This window comes from Aminobacter aganoensis (genome assembly GCF_014206975.1).
Classification (GTDB): Bacteria; Pseudomonadota; Alphaproteobacteria; order Rhizobiales; family Rhizobiaceae; genus Aminobacter; species Aminobacter aganoensis.
This window is the reverse complement of sequence record NZ_JACHOU010000005.1, coordinates 12941-33243: the sequence shown is the minus strand read 5'-3', so window position 1 is coordinate 33243 and position 20303 is coordinate 12941. Positions and strand designations below refer to the sequence as shown.

The 20303-nt window shown below is 66.3% G+C and carries 16 protein-coding genes; 8 read left to right on the top strand and 8 right to left on the bottom strand.

The window, feature by feature from the left end:
- Position 1 precedes the first annotated feature (1 nt).
- Both nirD and GGR00_RS12595 read left to right on the top strand, forming a co-directional pair.
- Positions 2–331, top strand: coding sequence for a nitrite reductase small subunit NirD (gene nirD / locus GGR00_RS12600; protein WP_055970619.1), 330 nt, complete (start codon positions 2–4; stop codon positions 329–331).
- Entirely contained in the window at positions 328–3006 is a 2679-nt protein-coding gene (locus GGR00_RS12595) for a nitrate reductase (protein WP_184699733.1), read from the top strand. Before nirD ends, GGR00_RS12595 begins: the two co-directional genes overlap by 4 nt.
- A 6-nt stretch (positions 3007–3012) precedes the next feature.
- On the opposite strand, the gene GGR00_RS12590 is transcribed toward GGR00_RS12595, so the two are convergent.
- The 3 genes from GGR00_RS12590 to GGR00_RS12580 are packed head-to-tail and all read right to left on the bottom strand — an operon-like array spanning position 3013 to position 6798.
- Positions 3013–5100, bottom strand: a complete 2088-nt coding sequence (locus GGR00_RS12590) for a polysaccharide deacetylase family protein (protein ID WP_162244880.1) — start codon at positions 5098–5100, stop codon at positions 3013–3015.
- On the bottom strand, positions 5097–6041 hold the full coding sequence (locus GGR00_RS12585) for a glycosyltransferase family 2 protein (protein ID WP_184699603.1): 945 nt from the start codon (positions 6039–6041) through the stop codon (positions 5097–5099). The genes GGR00_RS12590 and GGR00_RS12585 overlap by 4 nt, the downstream gene beginning before the upstream one ends.
- Before the next feature lie 10 nt (positions 6042–6051).
- Complete coding sequence (locus GGR00_RS12580) at positions 6052–6798, bottom strand: glycosyltransferase family 2 protein (protein ID WP_210315012.1); 747 nt, start codon at positions 6796–6798, stop codon at positions 6052–6054.
- Between the two features lie 874 nt (positions 6799–7672).
- On the opposite strand from GGR00_RS12580, the gene GGR00_RS12575 reads away from it, so the two are divergent.
- The gene (locus GGR00_RS12575; protein ID WP_156381066.1) at positions 7673–7948 is read left to right on the top strand and encodes a hypothetical protein; all 276 of its coding nucleotides are present in this window, start codon (positions 7673–7675) and stop codon (positions 7946–7948) included.
- Positions 7949–8013: 65 nt separating this feature from the next.
- On the opposite strand, the gene GGR00_RS12570 is transcribed toward GGR00_RS12575, so the two are convergent.
- The 3 genes from GGR00_RS12570 to GGR00_RS12560 form a co-directional block, all read right to left on the bottom strand.
- Positions 8014–8667 (bottom strand): SH3 domain-containing protein, encoded by a 654-nt coding sequence (locus GGR00_RS12570; RefSeq protein ID WP_082496349.1) that lies wholly within the window; start codon positions 8665–8667, stop codon positions 8014–8016.
- A gap of 90 nt (positions 8668–8757) precedes the next feature.
- On the bottom strand, positions 8758–9066 hold the full coding sequence (locus GGR00_RS12565) for a MoaD/ThiS family protein (protein WP_184699601.1): 309 nt from the start codon (positions 9064–9066) through the stop codon (positions 8758–8760).
- 10 nt (positions 9067–9076) lie between these two features.
- Entirely contained in the window at positions 9077–10159 is a 1083-nt protein-coding gene (locus tag GGR00_RS12560; protein WP_184699600.1) for a WD40/YVTN/BNR-like repeat-containing protein, read from the bottom strand.
- A gap of 319 nt (positions 10160–10478) precedes the next feature.
- Between GGR00_RS12560 and GGR00_RS12555 the strand changes: the two genes are divergently transcribed.
- The 3 genes from GGR00_RS12555 (at position 10479) to GGR00_RS12545 (ending at position 15212) form a co-directional block, all read left to right on the top strand.
- Positions 10479–11804: an NAD(P)H-dependent oxidoreductase gene (locus tag GGR00_RS12555; protein WP_184699599.1), complete on the top strand. Its 1326-nt coding sequence runs from the start codon at positions 10479–10481 to the stop codon at positions 11802–11804.
- Positions 11805–11949: 145 nt separating this feature from the next.
- Positions 11950–13617 (top strand): amidohydrolase family protein, encoded by a 1668-nt coding sequence (locus GGR00_RS28585; protein ID WP_184699598.1) that lies wholly within the window; start codon positions 11950–11952, stop codon positions 13615–13617.
- Positions 13618–13814: 197 nt separating this feature from the next.
- Positions 13815–15212, top strand: coding sequence for a metal-dependent hydrolase family protein (locus tag GGR00_RS12545; RefSeq protein WP_184699732.1), 1398 nt, complete (start codon positions 13815–13817; stop codon positions 15210–15212).
- Positions 15213–15340: 128 nt separating this feature from the next.
- Here GGR00_RS12545 and GGR00_RS12540 read toward each other — a convergent pair whose 3' ends face one another.
- A complete protein-coding gene (locus GGR00_RS12540; protein WP_055969966.1) occupies positions 15341–16399 on the bottom strand; it encodes a M14 family metallopeptidase in 1059 nt (352 codons plus the stop codon).
- Positions 16400–16498: 99 nt separating this feature from the next.
- A complete protein-coding gene (locus GGR00_RS12535) occupies positions 16499–17599 on the bottom strand; it encodes an NADH:flavin oxidoreductase/NADH oxidase (RefSeq protein WP_184699597.1) in 1101 nt (366 codons plus the stop codon).
- 122 nt (positions 17600–17721) lie between these two features.
- Between GGR00_RS12535 and GGR00_RS12530 the strand changes: the two genes are divergently transcribed.
- Positions 17722–19014 carry an amidase gene (locus GGR00_RS12530; RefSeq protein WP_184699596.1) on the top strand — a complete coding sequence of 431 codons (1293 nt, stop codon included), beginning with the start codon at positions 17722–17724 and terminating at the stop codon, positions 19012–19014.
- A gap of 152 nt (positions 19015–19166) precedes the next feature.
- Positions 19167–20222, top strand: a complete 1056-nt coding sequence (locus tag GGR00_RS12525; protein WP_184699595.1) for a sugar phosphate isomerase/epimerase family protein — start codon at positions 19167–19169, stop codon at positions 20220–20222.
- Positions 20223–20303 lie beyond the last annotated feature (81 nt).

The window sequence follows — 20303 nt, the reverse complement described above, 5'->3', positions numbered from 1 at the left end:
GATGGACTGGATCGCGATCGGCACGATCGCCGACATACCGTTGCGTGGGGCGCGCTGCGTGGACACGCCCCAGGGCAAGATCGGCGTGTTTCGCACCGCAGAGGATCAGGTCTTCGCCATCGAGGACCATTGCCCGCACAGAGGCGGGCCGCTGAGCCAGGGCATCGTGCATGGCGCTGCGGTAACCTGCCCGCTGCACAACTGGGTGTTTTCGCTGGAAACCGGCAAGGCGCTCGGCGCCGACGAAGGTTCGGTCAGGACCATCCCGCTCAAGGTCGAGGACGGGCGGCTGTTCATCGCCCTCGATCTCCTCGCTTCGAAGGCAGCCTGACCGTGACGGATGCACGCGAGGTGCGGACCGCCTGTCCCTATTGCGGGGTGGGTTGCGGCGTGCAGGCACGGGTCGCCGCGGACGGCACGGTGTCCGTGCGTGGCGACCCCGGCCATCCCGCCAATGCGGGCAAGCTCTGTTCCAAGGGCTCGGCGCTCGGCGAAACGCTCGGTCTCGACGGGCGGGTGCTTCATCCCGAGATCGCCGGCCGCCGCGCCGCCTGGGACGATGCGCTCGATTTGGTGGCCAGGCGGTTTTCCGAAACCATTGCGCAGCACGGGCCGGATTCGGTCGCCTTCTACGTCTCGGGGCAATTGCTCACCGAGGACTATTACGTCGCCAACAAGCTGATGAAGGGTTTCATCGGCTCGGCCAACATCGACACCAATTCGCGGCTGTGCATGGCATCCAGCGTCGCCGGCCACAAACGCGCCTTCGGCGAAGATATCGTGCCCGGCGTCTACGCGGATTTCGAGGAGGCCGATCTCGTCGTGCTCGTCGGGTCCAACACCGCCTGGTGTCATCCGATCCTCTACCAACGCCTGCTTGCCGCGTGGGCCGAGCGCGGCACCAGGATCGTCGTCATCGATCCGCGCCGCACGGCAACCGCTGCGGAGTGCGACCTGCACCTGCAGCTGAAGCCGGGCACCGACGTGCTGTTGTTCAATGGCCTGCTGGCGCATCTCGCGGGCTGCGGCGCCGTCGACCAGGCCTATGTCGCCGCCCACACGTCGGGCTTCGACGCGACGCTCGGCCTTGCCGTCGCCGACGCGCCATCGGTGAGGCGTGTCGCCGACGGCTGCGATCTCGATCCCGCCGATGTGGCGACTTTCTACGGCTGGTTCGCTTCGACGGAGCGGACCGTCACCGTCTACAGCCAGGGCGTCAACCAGTCGGCGCACGGCACCGACAAGGTCAATGCGATCCTCAACTGCCACCTGGCGACGGGGCGCATCGGCAGGCCGGGCATGGGGCCGTTTTCGGTCACCGGCCAGCCCAACGCCATGGGCGGCCGCGAGGTCGGCGGCCTCGCCAACCAGCTTGCCGCGCATATGGGATTCGACGATCCGTCGGCGCCGGAACGCGTCGGCCGCTTCTGGAACGCGCCCGACATTGCCCGCAGGCCGGGGCTCAAGGCGGTGGACATGTTCGAGGCGGTTGGCGACGGGCGCATCAAGGCGCTGTGGGTGATGGGCACCAACCCCGCCGTCAGCATGCCGGATGCCGGCAAGGTGCGTGCGGCGCTGAAGACGTGCCAATTCGTCGTCGTCTCGGATGTCACCCGCACCGACACCAGCCACTTCGCCGACGTGCTCCTGCCTGCTGCCGCCTGGGGCGAGAAGGACGGCACGGTGACCAATTCCGAGCGCCTGATATCGCGCCAGAAATCGTTCCTGCCGATGCCGGGCGACGTCAGTCCGGACTGGTGGATCGTCTCGGAGGTCGCCCGGCGCATGGGTTTTGCCGAAGCCTTCGACCATCCGGGTCCGGCAGCGATTTTTCGCGAGCATGCCGCACTTTCCGCCTTCGAGAATGACGGCGCCCGCCTGTTCGACATTGGCGGCCTGGCCGGTCTCACCGACGCCGAATACGACGCGCTTGTGCCATTGCATTGGCCGTTTCCCATAGGCGCGTCGGCTGGGGCGCAACGGTTGCTCGGCGATGGCCTGTTTCCCACTGCCGACGGCCGCGCCCGTTTCGTGGCCGTCCGCCAGGAAGGCGCGGCACTGCCGGTCGACGCGGCGTTTCCGCTCGTTCTCAACACCGGCCGGTTGCGCGACCAGTGGCACACCATGACCCGCACCGGCAGGGTGCCGCGCCTGATGGCCAATGCGCCGGAGCCGGCTGTAGAACTCAACGCTTCCGACGCGGCCGCGCAGGGGATCGCCGACGGCGACCTCGTCCGCATCGATAGCCGCTATGGCTGCGTCCGGGCCAAGGCGCGGATTGGCATCGGCCAGCGCATGGGCGAGGCGTTTTTGCCGATGCACTGGAGCGGGCGCTTTGCCGCCAACGCCGCGGCCGGATCGCTGTCGGCGCCGGTCACGGACCCGTTCTCCGGCCAGCCGGAACTCAAGCACGTTCCGGTGCGCATCATGCGCGAGCCGGTCGCCTGGGCCGGCGTGCTGATGACCCGACGCGACATCAGGCCGACAGGGTTGGTCCACTGGAGCCGGGCGGCGGTGGCGGGTGGATGGGTCTACGAATTGTCCGGCACCGAGCCGCCGGAGCAAGGCATCCTGCTCGCCCGGCGGCTGGTCGACGTGGTGCCGGCCGACCAGTTGCTCGAATACACCGACCGGCGAACCTCGACCTTCCGCGCCGCGGCGACCGACGGCGAAGGCAGGCTTGCCGAAGCATTGCTGGTGGCGCCGCAGGGGCATCTGCCCGAACGCGACTGGCTGCTGTCGCTGCTTGCTTCGGGCGAGCCGCTGTCGCCGCTCGACCGGCGCGCGCTTTTGTCGGGGCGTGCGCCGGTGCCGGTGCCGGCGGTCGGCCGCATCGTCTGCTCGTGTTTCAATGTCGGGGTGAACCAGCTCGCGGCGGCAATCTCGGGCGGCAGCGACAGCCTCGACGAGATCGGCAAGGTCCTGAAAGCCGGCACCAATTGCGGTTCCTGCCGGTCGGAGATCAGGGCGATGCTCGATGCCGGGCAGCTTCAGGCAGCGGAGTGACGTTCCTCAGCTGCCGGCATGGGCGATGTGCTGGAACCGGCGGAACATGCGCCAGCCGGTGGCCGCCAGCCTGTCGGCGGGCGGGGCGACCGGCAGGACCGGCTGGGTCAGCAGGCGGCGCAATTCGGCCGGCCCGACCTCGCTGGTCATGACGATGCGCGACAGCGTGAACGGATCCTCGGTCGTCGTTGTCAAGGCATGGCGCACGCGGCAGGCCGACTGGAAACCGGCCCCGCGGACGAGCGCGCGGGTGGTGCGGCTGGAATAGCCGTGCGGATAGGCGAAGCTGTGCACCGGCCGCTTCAGCCCGTGTTCCAGGGCAAGCTTGCTGTCGAGGATTTCGCGCGCGGCCTCTGTCGGCGACAGGATGTCGAGCTGCGGGTGGCTGACGGTGTGCGCGCCGATCTCGATGCCTTCGCAGGCAAGACCGCGAAGCTCGTTCCAGTCGAGCATGCGGCGTTCGCCTTCGCCGCAGGCGGTGAGCCATTCGCTGGTCTTTCCGACGAAGCCGGAGACGACATAGAGCGTGGCGGCGAAGCCGTAGCGCTCCAGCACCGGCATGGCACCGGTGAGAAAATCGCACAATCCGTCATCGAAGGTGATGACTACCGTGCGCGGCGGCACGGGTCGGTGCTCGCGGAAGATGGTCGCCAGCGCCGACATCGTCACCGGGCGGTAGCCGCCTTCGACCAGAACCTTCATGTGCTGGTCGAGTTCGTCCGGCGTCATCATCCAGCGCCGGTAGGCCGGGGCGCAGTCGGTGTCGATGCTGTGATAGAGCAGGATGGGCACGGTTGGACGCATGGCGGTCGACCCTCCTTTGGCATAGGTGTCCTGTCCGTTTTCCGTCCGCGCGACACCGGGTGCCGGGCGTCGGGAGGCGGCATAGCGGCTGCGCAGGTAGTTGGGAACGCCGGCCGCGATGCCCAGCCGCTCGCGCCAGATCAGGGTGCCGGGATAGTCGCCGGGAAGGCGCTGGTTCTTGGGCGAGGTCGGGCCGGCCATGTGGGCGATGCCCGCCGGCATGGCGCGTGCCAGCTGCAGGGCCGCAGGCGGATCGTCGACCACGACCTTGGTCAGATAGGCGCCCAGGCCCATGCCGTAGCCGTAGGCCTGGCGGCGCATGCCGTCCTCGCCGCGGCGATGGTGATGCCAGACGAGCGCGCGCGGTTCGTAGACCAGCTGGAAGCCGGCCTGGACGACGGCGTAGAAAGAGGCGAGGTCGTCGCCGCCGCGCGCAACGGTGCCGGCGCCAAGGGCGGAATCGAAGCCGCCGATCTGGCGCAGCGCGTCGGTCCGGAACGCCATGTTGGCGCCCGATCCGAACTGGCCGGCGGTAAAGGGAAACAGCGACCCGGACGGCCGGTTGCCGGCAAGGTCAAAGACCTTGCGCGCAAATCCCTTGCCGAAGCCGCCGTGGCGCTCGGTCCAAAACTGCGCACGGGTGTCGAGCTCGGCGGGCAGGATCAGGCCGGTGACGCAGCCGACCCGGCCGGCCCGGTCGAAGTTCGCCGCCATCGCGGCCACCCAGTTGGGATCGACGATGACGTCGTCGTCGGTGAACAGCGCAAGCTCGGAAGAGATGTTGGCGAGGCCGGCATTGTGGGCGCGGCCGAGACCGGGGACATCCTCCCTGACATAACGCACGGCCTTGCCCCGGGCATAGCGCGCGGCGATCAGATCGGCGGTCTGGCGATCCGAAGGCGCGTTGTCGACGACGACGATATCGAAGGGCTCATAGGTCTGGAGAAGCAGCGAATCGAGGCACCGGGCCAGGCTTTCGGCACGGTTGCGGGTGGCGATGACGACGCTGGCGAACGGGCCTTCCTTCTTCGGCAGCGGCGCGTCGTGCTGCAAGGCGCCGTCCTGGACCGCCTTGTCCCCGGCGATCCTGGCGCGCAGGTCGAACGTGGTCAGCACGTCGCCGTCGAAGGCAAACTCCATGATCGAGACCGGGCGGCCCAGCCGCCTGACAAGGCAGAACACGCCGCCATAACGCTCGCCGCTGACGGGGTCGCGCATCTGCACGTCGTTCATCGGCCGGCAGACATCGACATCGAGGACCTTGATCGGGCGGAACTGCGCTTCGCTCATGCCTGCCTCCATGCCCGGTTCAGCCGCGCGCCGAAATAACCCCAGGCCGTGTAGCCCAGTCCGAAGACGATGCCGCCGGCTCGCGCCAGCGCCCATGGGTCGAGCTTGAGCACGCTGTCGCCGAGGGCGCGCAGGACCCCGGCGGGCAGCACGCGCATGACGTAGCGCTGTTCGCTGGCGAGCCCGTCCAGGGCGCCCACCGCCTTGACGACCTGGGTCTTGGAGCGACCCTCCGCGAGGCAACGCTTGCGGAAATAGCGCCAGCGCGCGCGCTCGGCGGTGACCTGGTGATGCACGCTCATCTGCGGGTCGTAGAGGATGAGGGCTCCGGGCATGGCCTGGGTGGCGCGGATGCATAGCTCGGTCTCTTCGCAGCCGGCGGCATCGGCGGCGGTGCGGCCGATGCCTTCGCGAAACCCGCCGGTCAGCTCGAAGACGGTCCGGCGGAACGACATGTTGCAGCCGATGGGATTGCGCACAGGTTCGATCCGGTCCGGCTGGCCGCGATAACTGCAGCCGACAACCCACTGGAATTCCTCGGGAAACCAGCGCGGCCGGTCGACCTGCCACAACGGCAGCACGCGGCCGCCGACACCGATGACCGAGGGGTTGCCGTAGTGCGGCAGCATGCGCGCCAGCCAGTAGGGATCGGCGATGGCGTCGTCGTCGAGGAAGGCCAGGATGTCGCCGCCGGCACGCCGGATTCCGGTGTTGCGGGCGCCTGAAAGACCGCGCGCGCCTTCATTGACGATCACCGTCAGGGCCGGATAGGCGGCGAAGACATGGAGCCACAGCGGCGTGTTGTGGTCGATGACCACGATGATCTCCTTCGGCTTGCTGCGTTGGGCAAGCACGGAGGCGATGGCGCGGTGAAGCTGCTCCCGGCGATCGTCGGAATAGGCACATATGATGACTGATACCGTATCCCCCGACGCCGCCATGACCGCCCGCCTAGATGCTGGGTTGTTGCAGTCCGGCTGTCGTGCGGCGGCGCGTCGGCACCTTGGGCAATGGTGAAATGCCCAGCCTGACAATCGTCTTGAGCACGCGCCAGCCATCGGGGAAGGTACGCAGGTTGCTGGTGCCGTGGATGCGCGGGAACTCCTTGCTGGCAACCTCGAAAACGTTGAGGTCGGCGCGAAGCGCCTGCACGTTCATCTGGGTCTCGATCTCGAAACCCGTCGCCTGCTCGAGGTTGAGGCAAGGCAGTACGTCGCGCCAGAAGGCGTTGTAGCCGTAGCAGAGATCGGTGAACTTGCCGCCGAAGCGCAGGCGCACGAGGCGGAGCAGGCCCCAGTTGCCAAGCTTGCGGTACCACTCCATGTCGGTGGTGTCGCCGCCCTGCATGAAGCGGGAGCCCTTGACGAAGTCGGCGCCGGCAAGGAGCGCGCCGACGAAAGCGGGGATTTCGCCAGGGTCGGCCGAGCCGTCGGCGTCCAGCGTGATGATGATGTCGCCCTTGGCGGCGCTGAAGCCGGTATAGAGCGCTGCACCCTTGCCGCGCTTCTCCTGCTGCAGGACAATGATGTCGGGCAGCAGTTCGCGTGCAACGGCAATGGTGTCGTCAGTGGAATTTCCATCCACAAGGATGACTTCATCGACCCAGGCTGGAATGTGAGGAAGAACGTGCGGCAAGTTCTTGGCTTCGTTCATGGCCGGAACCACGACGCTGATCCGCGGAGTGCCGCCGAGGGGCATTCCTGCCGCATTGAAGATTTCCATAGCAGGTCGATGCGGGAATGCTACCGCCGTCATAACGCTTACTCCAACCCAAAGGTGGCGGCATTACCTGACGACTACGCGAACCAAACAGACCGGACGCAGAATAGCACCCTGGTGACAATGACAATTTCGCAACCAGGTTGTTCCCGTGGAAAATCTGGACGCAAGTGTTTGTAAGCCCCACTCGCCAACTGAACTGTACCAATTTGTTTACCTTTTGTAAACCATGGTTAATATTCGTATCTATATGATGAAAATCAGTATACATAACGAAATACCGTACTTGTATGAAAGTGTTAGATTGTTGTCTTTGCCTAGATTATCTTTTGTTTAGATTTTCCGGAGAGTGTCGAAATTGTGAATCTACGCTTATTGGGGGTGGTGTATCAATTTGACACTCGTATATTATGCATCTCTTTAATATCGATTCTTCGGTGGTTACCTCGCATTGCGCGCTCCGGCAGCTTGATTGAGCGGCGAAAAGCGCGCGCTGGTTGCATATTCGGGAACGTTCACGCGGTCGGTCGCAATATTGTGATCGGCGGCCAAAGCGGCGGGTCATGGCATCTGCCGGGCGTCCGGCACGAGCGCTGGAGGGGCGCTGGCTGCTTTCCACAACTGATTGTTAGCTCTGGTGCATATAGCGTGCGCTAGCGAATGACGCTCGATCCTCTCCATGTTAGATTGCAGCCTGACCAATGCGGCGGGGTCAGTCCGAGTAACGGCACGCAGTTGCAGTGTCGCTTTTCCATTCCGCGCCATGCGGATTGTTCGAGGGTCCAATTTGCCTAGTTCGCACCAGCCTGAAAAACCCGGAAAACACGACGCCGTCGATGCCTGGGTTGTCCTGATGAAAAAGTGGGACACCGCCTACAAGGACTATCTGTCCGCGCGCAATGCGCGCGCCGCCGGCGAGGCTGGTTCGGGTGAGGCGAGCGCCGAGCTCAAGCGCAACGAAGCCGAGGCGCTGGCGCTGCTGGCCGAAATCAAGGCGGAGATGGACCGGGTGGTTGCCGAGACACGGCAGCGGCGCGAGCCGATCGGCGAGACCATCGTCATCGGATCGATCAGCGCCGGCGAAGCGGACGATGCCGGCGACACGGACAAGTCCCCGACCGACCGTTGATGTCCCAACGATCGGCCGTGTTCAGGCGCCTGGCCCCTGGCTGTGCTCGCCGGTGACGGCGCCGGTCATTCCGGGCGCAGGAAGCGACCGTTGACCCAGCCTTCCTGGCCGCGGTAGCGTACCTTGCACCAGCTCTGTCCATCCTGGCAGCCGAGATTGCGCAGGCCACCTGCGTCGAACGGGATCTCGGCGAGGACGGAGCCGCGCGGCGACGGCGTCGAACGCATGTTGAGCACGTCGTTGGGCGTCACGCCGACGACGCGCCAGGAGCGCGGTCCCGGCATCGGGTCGGGGCCTGGAGCAGGGCCGGGCTCCACGCCGCCGCGGCCGAAGATCGAGACGTTGAGCGAGAAGGGCGCCGGCCGGTTGCGCCGGGCTTCGGCGCGCACGAGGTAGATCTGGATGGTGTAGAGGCCGGAGGCCGGCAGGCGGCCATCCCATTGGGTCTGCTCGCGGGCGATGGCGCGGCCGCGCGGATCGAGTACATTGAAATAGAGGAAGGTGTTGCGCGAATTGAGGTCGAGGCTCATGCGCTGGCCGGCACGCGCCTCGAGCCGGTAGGATGCGCTGATGCGACCGATGACGATGCCGCGCACCGTCGTCTGCGTCGCGCCCGGGCGCATGCGCAGGGTTTCCACGCGTTCCTGCGCCGCCGCGACCTGCGGCAGGGCCGGCGCAAATGCCAGCATGAGTGCCAGAAATAGACTGCTGCGTCGCATGATTGCCGCTCCCTGGAAGAGAATCTGTCGCGATCCTAGCGCAATGGTTGCGGGAGGGAAGCCTGCGCAGACCGTTGCCGCGGGCATACTTCACCCACCGCTGATCGCAGTCAGCACGAACACTTCGACGCCTGGCTTGAGCTTTGTCTTCAGCGTGGCGCGTTCACCCTCGACGAAGACGTTGATGTGCTTGCGGATGGCGGGGCGGCTGTCGCAGATGCGGTCGCGCATGCCGGGCCAGCTTTTGTCGAGCTGGTCGACCATGTCGCGGACGGTCGCGGCGGGCACCTCGACCCGGCGCGGCGCGCCGGGAAACAGGTCGACCAGAACGCCGGGCAGGCGCACCACGACGGCGGCAACGGCGCCCGGTCTGGCTTCGGGGGCAGGGGTGTTGTCCACGAGCCGTGCCTCAGCCGTCGACGACGAGGGTTTCCACCGACAGGATCGACGGCAGGTGCTGGGTGACGTCGATCCAGCTCTCGCCCTCGTCGGCGCTGGCGAACAGCGCACCCGAACTGGTGCCGAAATAGACGCCTGCCGGGTCGAGCCTGTCGGTCGCCATCGCCTGGCGCAGCACGCCGATATAGGCATTTTCCTGCGGCAGGCCGTTGCGCATCGCCTGCCATTCGCTGCCGGCGCTTCGGGTGCGCCAGACCGCCGCCTTGGCGTCGGGCACGTAGCGGCCGGCGCTGTCGCCGTTGAGCGGCACGAGGTACAGAGTTTCAGGGTCGCGCGGATGGGCGGCGGCCGGGAAGCCGAAGGTCGAGGGCAGGCCCTTTTCGATGCTGACCCAGCGCTTGCCGCCATCGTCGGAGCGATACATGCCGCAATGGTTTTGCTGGTAGAGCCGGTTCGGCATGCCCGGCGCCATGACCAGATTGTGCACGCACTGGCCGAATTCGGGATAGTTCTCGCCCTCGGGCATGAAGTCGGCGCGGGTGCCGAGGTTGCGCGGCTCCCAGCTCTTGCCGCCGTCGCCGGTGTAGAAGACGCCGGCCGCCGATATGCCGATCCAGATGCGGTCGTGGTCGGCGGGGTCGATGACCAGCGAATGCAGGATCAGGCCGGCGCCGCCGGGGTTCCAGTGCGGCCGCGACGGGTGCTTCTGCAGGCCCTCGACGTGGCTCCAGCTCCGGCCATCGTCGTCGCTGCGGAACAGTCCCGCCGGCTGGACGCCGGCATAGAGGCTGCCATTGCCCTTGGCGAGGCTCCACACCGCCTTGATCGGCTCCTCGCCTTCGGCATAAGCGAGCCCTTCGGAGGAATGCGTCCAGGTCTCGCCGAGGTCGGTCGACTTCCACACCGCCGGGCCGAACCATTCGTTGCCGCCAGCGCCCCAGATGGTGCCGGTCGCCGGATCGGCGACGACATGGTTCATCGGCCAGGTCTCGCAGAACGGACCGCGCAGCTTCCACGAGCGCCTTTCCGCATTGCTCTCGGCGATGAAGGCGCCTTTCTTGGTGCCCAGCAGGACAAGGACTTTCTCGGCCATCGTTCTCTCCCACGGATGCGCCATCCTCAGAAACTGAATCCGGACCGGCGGCTATCGCATTCGAATATATGGCGTTCCCATCCGCCCGCGGCTTGCTCGCTGGCGCCCCGGCTGCTCTCCGGTGCTGCCGTCCGTCAGGTGGATGCAGCGAGCTTAACGGCATTGCCGCAGGCCGAACAGCTTGCCTTTGCCGGTCTACTGACAAATGGCGGCGTGCCGGTGCACGACCCGCAAGGACATTCAGGTTGACACCCGGCCATAATTCAATACCGGTCGGTCGTTAGATACATATGCTTCGCTTCTTCGGGAGATCACTCAGATGACCATCAACGTCGCTCCGGTGGGCTTGACGCGCGATCTCGTCGAGCGCCAGAAATCAGGCAAGCCGATCCGCATCGGCCTGATCGGCTGTGGCGAGATGGGCACCGATATCGTGTCGCAGGTGGCGCACATGCCGGGCATCGCGGTGGGTGCCATTTCGGAGTTCCATCCCGAGCGCGCGCTCAAGGCGGCCGAGATCGCCTACCGGGAAGGCGGCCATGCGCGCGAGGCGACGACCGCCTCGGCTCTCGCCGACGCCATGGAAAGCGGCAAGATCGCCATCACCAACGACGCCGACCTGATCCTCAACAGCGGCCTGATCGACGTCGTCATCGACGCCACCGGCGTTCCTGCCGTCGGCGCCGAGATCGGCCTGCGCGCGATGGAGCACGGCAAGCATCTCGTCATGATGAATGTCGAGGCGGACGTCACCATCGGCGCCTATCTCAAGAGCGAGGCCGACCGGCTTGGCGTGACCTATTCGCTCGGCGCCGGCGACGAGCCGTCGTCGTGCATGGAACTGATCGAATTCGTCTCGGCGATGGGCCACACCATCGTCGCCGCCGGCAAGGGCAAGAACAACCCGCTCAACATCGACGCCATCCCCGACGACTATGCCGAGGAAGCCAGGCGCCGCAACATGAACGTGCGCATGCTGGTCGAGTTCGTCGACGGCTCGAAGACGATGGTCGAGATGGCGGCGATCGCCAACGCCACCGGGCTCGTGCCCGACAAGGCGGGCATGCATGGCCCCTCCGCCACGCTGCCCGAACTCAACAAGGTGCTGGTGCCGCAGAAGGACGGCGGCGTGCTGTCCAGGGTCGGCGTCGTCGACTATTCGATCGGCAAGGGCGTCGCCCCCGGCGTCTTCGTCATCGCCGAGATGTCGCATCCGCGCATCCGCGAGCGCATGGAAGACCTCAAGGTCGGCGAGGGACCGTATTTCACCTTCCACCGGCCCTATCACCTGACCTCGCTCGAAGTGCCGCTGACCTGTGCCCGCGTCGTGCTGCACGGCAAGGCCGACATGGTGCCGCTGGCCAAGCCCGTGGCCGACGTCTGCGCCGTCGCCAAGAAGGACATGCAGCCGGGCGAAAAGCTCGATGCCATCGGCGAATATTGCTACCGCTCGTGGATCATGACCGCGCCGGAAGCCCGCGCGGCAAAAGCCATTCCCTGCGGCCTGCTGCAGGGCGGTACGGTGACGGCGCCGATCAGGAAGGGCGAACTCATCACCACCGCCAACGCCGCCGTGGCGCCGGGCTCGAAGATCGCCGAACTCAGGGCCAGGCAGGACAGGCTGGTGTATGGGGCCGAGGGCTAGACGCAGCCGCCTTGCCGGCGCCTGCCTCCCTTGGCTACCGTTCCACGACGTATCGACTCTTTGCCGTTCTCGCCGCAGGATGTCTTCCTGGTGAACTTGTGGGGACGGGTTCGGCATGGAGGGACGGACTGGCGCGTCGAGGGTCGTGAAACGCCGGGATCTGCTGTGGCTGCTCGGCGCGGCTGCGGCGGTGTCGGCGACGCCGGGCTGCGCGCGCTGGCGCCCCGAACCGGGCCGCTGCGCGTTGGAAAACCGCGACCCGGTCATCGACGTCCACTGCCACTTCTTCAACGCTTCCGACGTGCCGGTGCGAGGCTTCGTCGAATATGTCGCGCTCGGCGAGTTGCGCGAGGAGTTCTTCCCCAGGGCAACCGACGTCCAGACGAAAGGCCTGTTCAACGGCCTGATCGCGTTTCTGGTCGATATCCTCAGCCGTGGCGCCAAGGACGCTGCCACCGAAGCCCGCCGGCTGCGGTCGGGACAACCGCTCGAATCCGCTTCGACCGCGGCACAACGCAAGACCGCGATACTGGCTGACGCGATCCAGGAAATGGATCGGCGGGCCAGAGGGATCGAAACCTTCGGCAGGAATGCCAAGGGTTTCGATGTTGAACCCGACTATCCGGCGCTGATGGAGCAGTTGGCCCGGGATGCCGGCACGCCGCAGGCGTTCAGCCGTTCGCGCAGCCTGTCGCGGGTCGACGCGCTGGGGCTGGCCACCGACCTGCAGGGCCAGCCGAGCGAAATGCAGCGCTACATCTCTTTCGCGCTGTTGCTGCTGGATGACCGCGAAGCCATCGCGCGCGAATATCTGCGCGTCTTCGCGCCCAAGGGCTGTGTATCCCTGGTGACGCCGAGCTTCCTCGACATGGAGAACTGGCTCGGAAGCAGCAGCGCGCGATCACGCTTGCCCCAGCAGATCGAGGTGATGCACCTGCTTCAGCTTCAGATCGCGCGCACGACAGACCTGCACATGCACAGTTTCGTCGGCTTCGATCCGTGGCGAGCGGCTGCGGGTGGCGGCTCGCTGACGCTGGTCAAGCAGGCGGTCCTCGATTGCGGCTTTGTCGGGGTCAAGCTCTACCCGCCCATGGGTTTCCAGGCGTTCGGCAACGACAAGATCAAGTTTCCCAAGGGCGCTCCGAAAGGCATCGAAGCCGCGCTTCGAGGCCTGTATGCGTGGTGCGAGGACAACGACGTGCCGATCATGGCCCACGCCGAAAACAGCCTCGGCTCGCTCTGCGGCTACGGTCACCGCGCAAGCCCCGCCTGGTGGAGGAAGGCATTGGACGGTTTCCCGAATTTGCGCGTCAATCTCGCGCATTTCGGTGGCTTCGACGAACTGCGCCCGCAACCGCCCGCGAAGGAATGCCGCGAGAACGATTTCAGCGGGAAGGCCTGGGAGTTCATCATCGGCGAGACGATAAGGGTCGACGGCAGGGACAACCTTTTTGCCGACCTTGGCTATCTCTACGAGCTGACCAGTCCGGAGTTCGATGACCGGGCGCGCTCCGAGATCAGGGGCTATCTCCAGCAGTTCCAGTCCCGCTACGACCCCGATGTCCGGCATCTGCTCTATGGCACCGACTGGACGATGATCGCCAAGGAACTGGACAACAACAACTACATGGCGCGGCTCGGCGCGCAGCTGACGGCTGCCGGCTACACGCCCGAGCAGCAGCAGAACATCTACTGGCGCAACGCGGCGCGTTATCTCGGGCTCGGCAAGACCGACAGGACGCGCGCCCGCCTGCATGATTACTGCCAGAACCACCAGATCGATGCGGGCTGGCTGTCGGCATTCGACCAGTAGCCGTGTGCGGGACGGAGCGGCCGGCATTGACCTGCTGCCCTCGCGCGGCGGCTGAGCCAAGGCCGGCCATCGTTGCTGCCAGCCGCCGCCGTGGGTGGATAGTTCAGCGCCAAAATGCCAAAGTCGTGTCGGCAAGAGTTCAAATATCGAGGTCGCTTCCTTCATCCCATCCACAACCGATGTTGAGGGTTCACGAGATGACCGGTTTACGAACCTACCTGCTGAGCTTGCTTTTCCTTGTTCCCGCTCTCCTTGTCGGCCACAGCGGCGTCGGCCTGGCGCATGACTACGCCATCGAAGTGTCGGGCGTGGAGACCGAGCCTCCCGTCGCGCCGACAGGGAGCGTCCTGTTCGAAAACGTCAGGATATTCGACGGCAAGGCAAGCACGCTGTCGCCGGCGTCGAACGTGCTGGTCAACGGCAACCTCATCGAGCGCATCTCGACCGCTCCCATCGAGGCGGCCGGTGCCAAGGTCATTGCGGGCGGTGGCCGCGTGCTGATGCCGGGCCTGATCGACGCGCACTGGCACGCGATGCTGATCGCGTCGACCCCGGCGGAGGCAATGGGCGACATCGGCTTCGCCAATCTCGCCGCAGGCGACGAGGCAACGCATACGTTGATGCGTGGCTTCACGACTGTGCGCGACGTGGGCGGTCCGGTGTTCGGCCTCAAGCGCGCGATAGACAGCGGTATCGTCGTGGGGCCGCGCATCTATCCATCGGGCGCCATGATCACGGTGACCAGCGGACATGGCGACTTCCGGCAATTCAGCGACCTGCCGCGGACGATCGGCGGCCCGTTCACGCCCATGGAGAGAAACGGCGGCAGCATAGTCGTGGACAGCCCGGATGAGGTGCGCCTGCGTGTCCGCGAGCAGTTCATGCAAGGGGCCGCCCATGTCAAGCTGACAGCCGGCGGTGGGGTGTCTTCCCCCTTCAGCCCGCTCGATGTCACCACCTTCACCGAACCCGAAATGCGGGCCGCGGTCGAGATCGCCGAGAATTGGGGCACCTACGTGATTGCGCACGCCTTCACGACGGATGCGATCAAAATGGCAATCGCGGCCGGCGTGAAATGCATCGAACACGGATTCCTCATGGATGAGGAAACCGCCAAGCTGATTGCTGAAAAGGACATCTGGCTGAGCTTGCAGCCGCTTCCGGAGATGATGAGGCTGGGGCTTCGGGAGGGCTCGGTCGAGCGGGCCAAGGCGGAAGAGGTGTGGCCGGGCATCGGCCGGACATACGAACTGGCGAAGAAATACAAGATCAAGACGGCGTGGGGAACGGACGTGTTGTTCTCCCGCGATCTGGCGCGGCAGCAGGGCGCAATCCTTGCGTCGCTCATCCGCTGGTACACGCCTGCCGAAGCCCTCGTGATGGCGACCGGGACCAATGCCGAACTGCTGACACTTTCGGGGAAGCGTAACCCTTATCCCGGAAAGCTGGGCGTGGTGGAGGAAGGCGCGCTGGCCGATCTGCTGCTGGTCGACGGCAACCCGCTCGAGGATCTCCAGCTGGTCGCCAAACCCGAGACGAGCTTCCTGGTCATCATGAAGGATGGCCGCATCTTCAAGGATACGCTGCCGAACTGACGGTTTGCCGGGGAGGGCGCAGCCGCAGGACGGCTGCGGCCCCTCAGTGGCAAGCGGGAGGATCCTGGTTGCGGTCGGCGGCGCGGAGCAACCAATGATGAATTCAGCTCATGGTTGCGGCGGCCGGCCTACGCCTCCAGCGCGCCTGACCGGGCGTCGTCGCTCGGACGCGTGCCGACCAGCTTGACCAGGTCGTCGCCGGCGCGGGTGGCGCGGTGCGAACGGCGCGTCAGGATGTAGCCGTCCTGCGGCGCCAGTACCTCGACCCTGCCACCGTCCTCGCCGGGCGCGCGCACGATGGTGGCGATATGGGCGCCAGCCTTGACCGTATCGCCGGGATTGACGTGGTAGAGGATCGCCCCAGCGCAAGGGGCGGGCACCATCTCGACATGGTCGATCGGCGCCACCACGCCCGCAAATGTCTTTAGGGTCTCGATCCAGGTGTCCTCGATCACGCCACGCGCCACAAGCAGGCGATAGAGGCCCTGGGCGTCAGCTTCGGCAACTGTGGCGTAGACATCGGAAACGCCGCGATATTCGACTGTCGTGACGACGCGGCTTTCGAGCCGCGCTTCCTTGCGAGGCATCTTGAGATAGGGGTGCAGCGAGGCCTCGTCGAAGGACGAGCCCGACTGGCCGCTCCACAGGATGACGGCGTCGACGCCCATGTTCGCGGCGCAATCTTCCATCGCCGGCCAGAGCTCGTCGGGCACGTAGAGATAGGCGACGCCTTCGTCGTCGCAGTGCAGGTCGAGCACGATGTCGTGGCCGACCGAAAGCTTGAGCAGCCGTGCCTTGAGGCGCTTGTCGGCCGACATCGGCACGTCGTCGCCGGGCAGAAGCGACACGTCCGGCCTGTCGAGCAGCGGGAAGTCGCGGTTGTAGTTGGTGCGGGTGCCGAGATCGAAGCGCCCCTGGGCGGCGTGGAACAGCAACTGGTTGGCGCCGATCGGGTTGGCACGCGGCACGATGGTCAGGTTGCCGCGAATGCGCCCTTCGGCAGCTGCCTTGCGCAGGCGCGGCATCAGCGCGTCGATGGCCACCACGCCGGGCAGTTCGTCGCCATGGAGCGCGGCCTGGATATAGGCAGACGGGGCCGACGCGGACGATCCCGAAACGCGGTAGACCGGGAGTTCGTAGGCGATGCCCTCGCTGTCGCCCCGGATCGTCTCGACGCTCTTCTTCATTTGCTGCCCCCCGAATCTTGGTCCGAACGGTAGATCATCGCGCGGCGACGCCGTCCTGATCCAGCAGGAGGCGTCCGCCGCGCCAGACCTTGGGTAAGCTTACGTGGCAGCGCCCCATTGCTTCATCAGGGCAACCGAGCGCGCCAGCTGCGGTGCCGCGTGGAAGTCGTGGCCGAGGGTGGCCGCAGCCCGCCACGGCCAGCGCGGATCGGCGAGCAGGGCACGGCCAAGCGCCACCATGTCGGCGCGGCCTTCGCGCACGATCGCATCGGCCTGGGCCGGCTGGTCGATCATGCCGACCGCGCGCACCGGGATGCCCGTCGCCTTTTTCACCGCTTCGGCGAGATGGACCTGATAACCCGGGCCGGTGCGCAGGCTCTGGTGGGGCGAGTTGCCGCCGCTCGAACAGCAGATGTAGCCGATGCCAGCCTTGCCATAGGCCTTGGCCACCTCGATGGCCTCTTCCAGCGTGAAGCCGCCATCGACCCAGTCGGTCAGCGACATGCGCGCGCCGAGCATGAGGTTGGGGACGGCTTCCGCGACACGGCGCGCGACCTCGAGGGGGAACCGCATGCGGTTTTCCAGCGAACCGCCCCATCTGTCGGTGCGGTGGTTGGACAGCGGCGACAGGAACTGGTGCAGCAGGTAGCCATGGGCCGAATGCAACTCGATGAAGTCGAAGCCGGCGCGCTCGGCGCGCCTGGCCGCCTCGGCGAAGTGGCCGATGGTCCGATCGATCTCGGCTTCATCAAGCGCATGCGGCACTTGCCAGCCGTCGGCATAGGCGATCGCCGAGGCCGACACGACGGGCCACGCATCCTCCTCCGGCGTCAGCGGGCCGGAGCCGTCCCACGGCCTGTGGTTGGAGGCCTTGCGGCCGGCATGGGCCAATTGCACGCCGAATTTCGCTCCCGGCGTCGCCACCCGCCGGGCGGCATCGAGCGTGCGTCTTGCCGCCGCTTCGTTGGCATCGGAGTAGAGACCCATGCAGCCATGGCTGATGCGGCCGCGCCGCTCGACGTCGGTCATCTCGACGGTGATCATGCCGGCGCCCGACATTGCGAGGTTCATCCAGTGCTGCAGATGCCAGTCGGTGGCCGAGCCGTCGTCGGCCGAATACTGGCACATCGGGGCAACGGCGATGCGGTTGGGCAAGTCGAGCTTGCCGAGGGTGATCGGCGAGAACAGACGGACGGTCATGGCGGCTCCGATATCAGGCAGTGCGAATGTAAGGCGTCGGCGACTGGCGACAACCGTATTGCATAGGGCCAGCGCGTGTTATCTGTCGCCACGATGACTGCATGCCAGCAACGGGTGACCGAATGACGACGCGCGACCGGCTCGAAGCGATCCTTGGGCGGCTTTCCGTCCGTGCCGGCGACGAACGCGTGTTCATGAAGCTCTATGCCGAGGCCGCGCGTGGTGCTGCCGATGCCGCCGACGCGCGCGCCAAGGCAGGGCTGTCGCTCGGGCCGCTCGACGGCGCCATCGTCTCGATCAAGGATCTGCTCGACGTCGCCGGCGAGCCGACGCTGGCCGGCTCGCTGATGCGCCGGGACACGGCACCCGCAGAGCGGGACGCGCTGGTGGTCCGGCGCCTGCGCCGGGCAGGGGCGGCGATCATCGGCAAGACGGCGATGACCGAATTCGCTTTCACCGCGCTCGGCATCAACCCGCATTACGGCACGCCGGGCAATGCCGCCGATCCGACGCTGATCCCCGGCGGTTCGTCGTCGGGCGCCGGGGTTTCGGCGGCCGAAGGCACCTCGGACATTTCCATCGGCTCGGATACCGGCGGCTCGGTGCGCATTCCGGCAGCTCTCAACGGCGTGGTCGGTTTCAAGCCCACGGCGCGGCGCGTGCCGCTCGACGGCGCGTTCCCGCTGTCGCCGTCGCTCGATTCGCTCGGGCCGCTGGCGCGGACGGTCGGGGCCTGCATCGCCACCGACGCCGTCATGGCCGGCAAGGAGTTTTCCGCGCTTGTGCCGCTGTCCCTGCCGGGCCTGCGCATCGGCGTGCCGCGCGGGCGGCTGATGGAGCATTGCGACGGCACCGTTTCCGCCGCCTTCGAACAGTCGTTGAAGCGCCTCGCCGCATCGGGGGCGCGGGTCGAGGATATCGCCATCGACGACTTGCTGCTGGCCCTGCGCGAGACGACGCGGGTGGCGTCCATCGCCGCCATCGAAGGCGCGGAAATCCATGCCGACTGGCTGTCGGCAGGCGCCAAGGTTGCGGTCGACCGCCATGTCAGCGGCGGGCTCGGCCGGGCGCTGCAGGTGCCGGCGATCGCCTATATCAGGACCATGCGCCGCCGCGCCGAACTGGTGGCGGCCATGGACGAGCGCCTGTCGTCGGTCGATCTCATGGTCTTGCCCACCACGCCGGTCGTGGCCCAGCCGATCGCCGAGATGCTGGATGACGAGCGCCATGGCGATCGCATCGAGGGGCTCCTGCTGCGCAACACCCAGGTCGCCAACCAGTTCGATCTCTGCGCGCTGTCGCTGCCGATGCCTGGCACCGTTCTGCCTGCCGGCCTGATGCTGGTCGGCCGCCACGGCCACGACCGGCGCGTGCTTGCGGCGGGGCTGGCTGTCGAGGCGCTGTTGAAGGGATAGCTCTGACGATGCCGGTCACCAGCGACGGCATCACGCGCGCCTCGGTGAACCCGTGAATCGGCCTGCCGCTGGCTCTTGCGGAGCCGGCTCAAATAGTGGTCATCTTAGCGCTGGACCAGCGCGTGCCGGAATCGGACGAGGAGTTTTGAGAGATGCCGTCGACAATGAAGGGACCAGCGATCTTCCTCGCCCAGTTCGCCGGCGATTCCGCGCCATTCAATTCACTGAAATCGATTACATCGTGGGCTGGCGGGCTCGGCTACAAGGGCGTGCAGATCCCGACGCCGGATAGCAGGCTGTTTGATCTCCAGAAGGCGGCGACGTCGAAAACCTATTGCGACGAGATCAAGGGCATCTGCACGGATGCCGGCGTCGAGATCACCGAACTGTCCACCCACCTGCAGGGCCAGCTGGTGGCGGTGCATCCCGCCTATGACGCGCAGTTCGACGGCTTTGCGCCACAAGCGGTCCACGGCAAGCCGAAGGAGCGGCAGCAATGGGCGGTCGAGCAGATGAAGCTCGGCGCCAGGGCGTCGCAGAATCTCGGCCTCACCGCTTGCGTATCCTTCACCGGCTCGCTCGCCTTCCCCTATCTCTACCCGTGGCCGCAGCGGCCGGCAGGCCTGATCGAGGAGGCCTTCGCCGAGCTCGGCAAGCGCTGGCGGCCTATCCTCGACGCCTACGACGAGGCCGGCGTCGACCTGTGCTTCGAGCTGCATCCGGGCGAGGACGCCTTCGATGGCGCGACCTTCGAGATGTTCCTCGACGCCGTCGGCGGCCACCAGCGCTGCAACATCAATTACGATCCCTCGCACTTTCTGCTGCAGCAGCTCGATTATCTCGCCTTCATCGACATCTACCACGAGCGCATCAAGGCGTTTCACGTCAAGGACGCGGAGTTCAACCCGACCGGGCGCCAGGGCGTCTATTCCGGCTACCAGGGCTGGCTCAATCGGGCCGGCCGCTTCCGTTCGCTCGGTGACGGCCAGGTCGACTTCACCGGCATCTTCTCCAGGCTCGCGCAGTACGGCTATGACAGCTGGGCGGTGCTCGAATGGGAATGCTGCCTCAAGCATCCGGAAGACGGGGCCGCCGAAGGCGCGCCGTTCATCGAAAGCCACATCATCCGCGTCACCGACAAGGCGTTCGACGACTTTGCCGGCGGGGCGAGCGATCGGGCGATGCTGCGGACGATGATGGGGATTTGAACGCGGCGCTGCCCCTCATCCCGGCCCTTCGATAAACTCAGGAGGGGATGAGGGGCAGCGCCAACATATCAAGGGAGGACA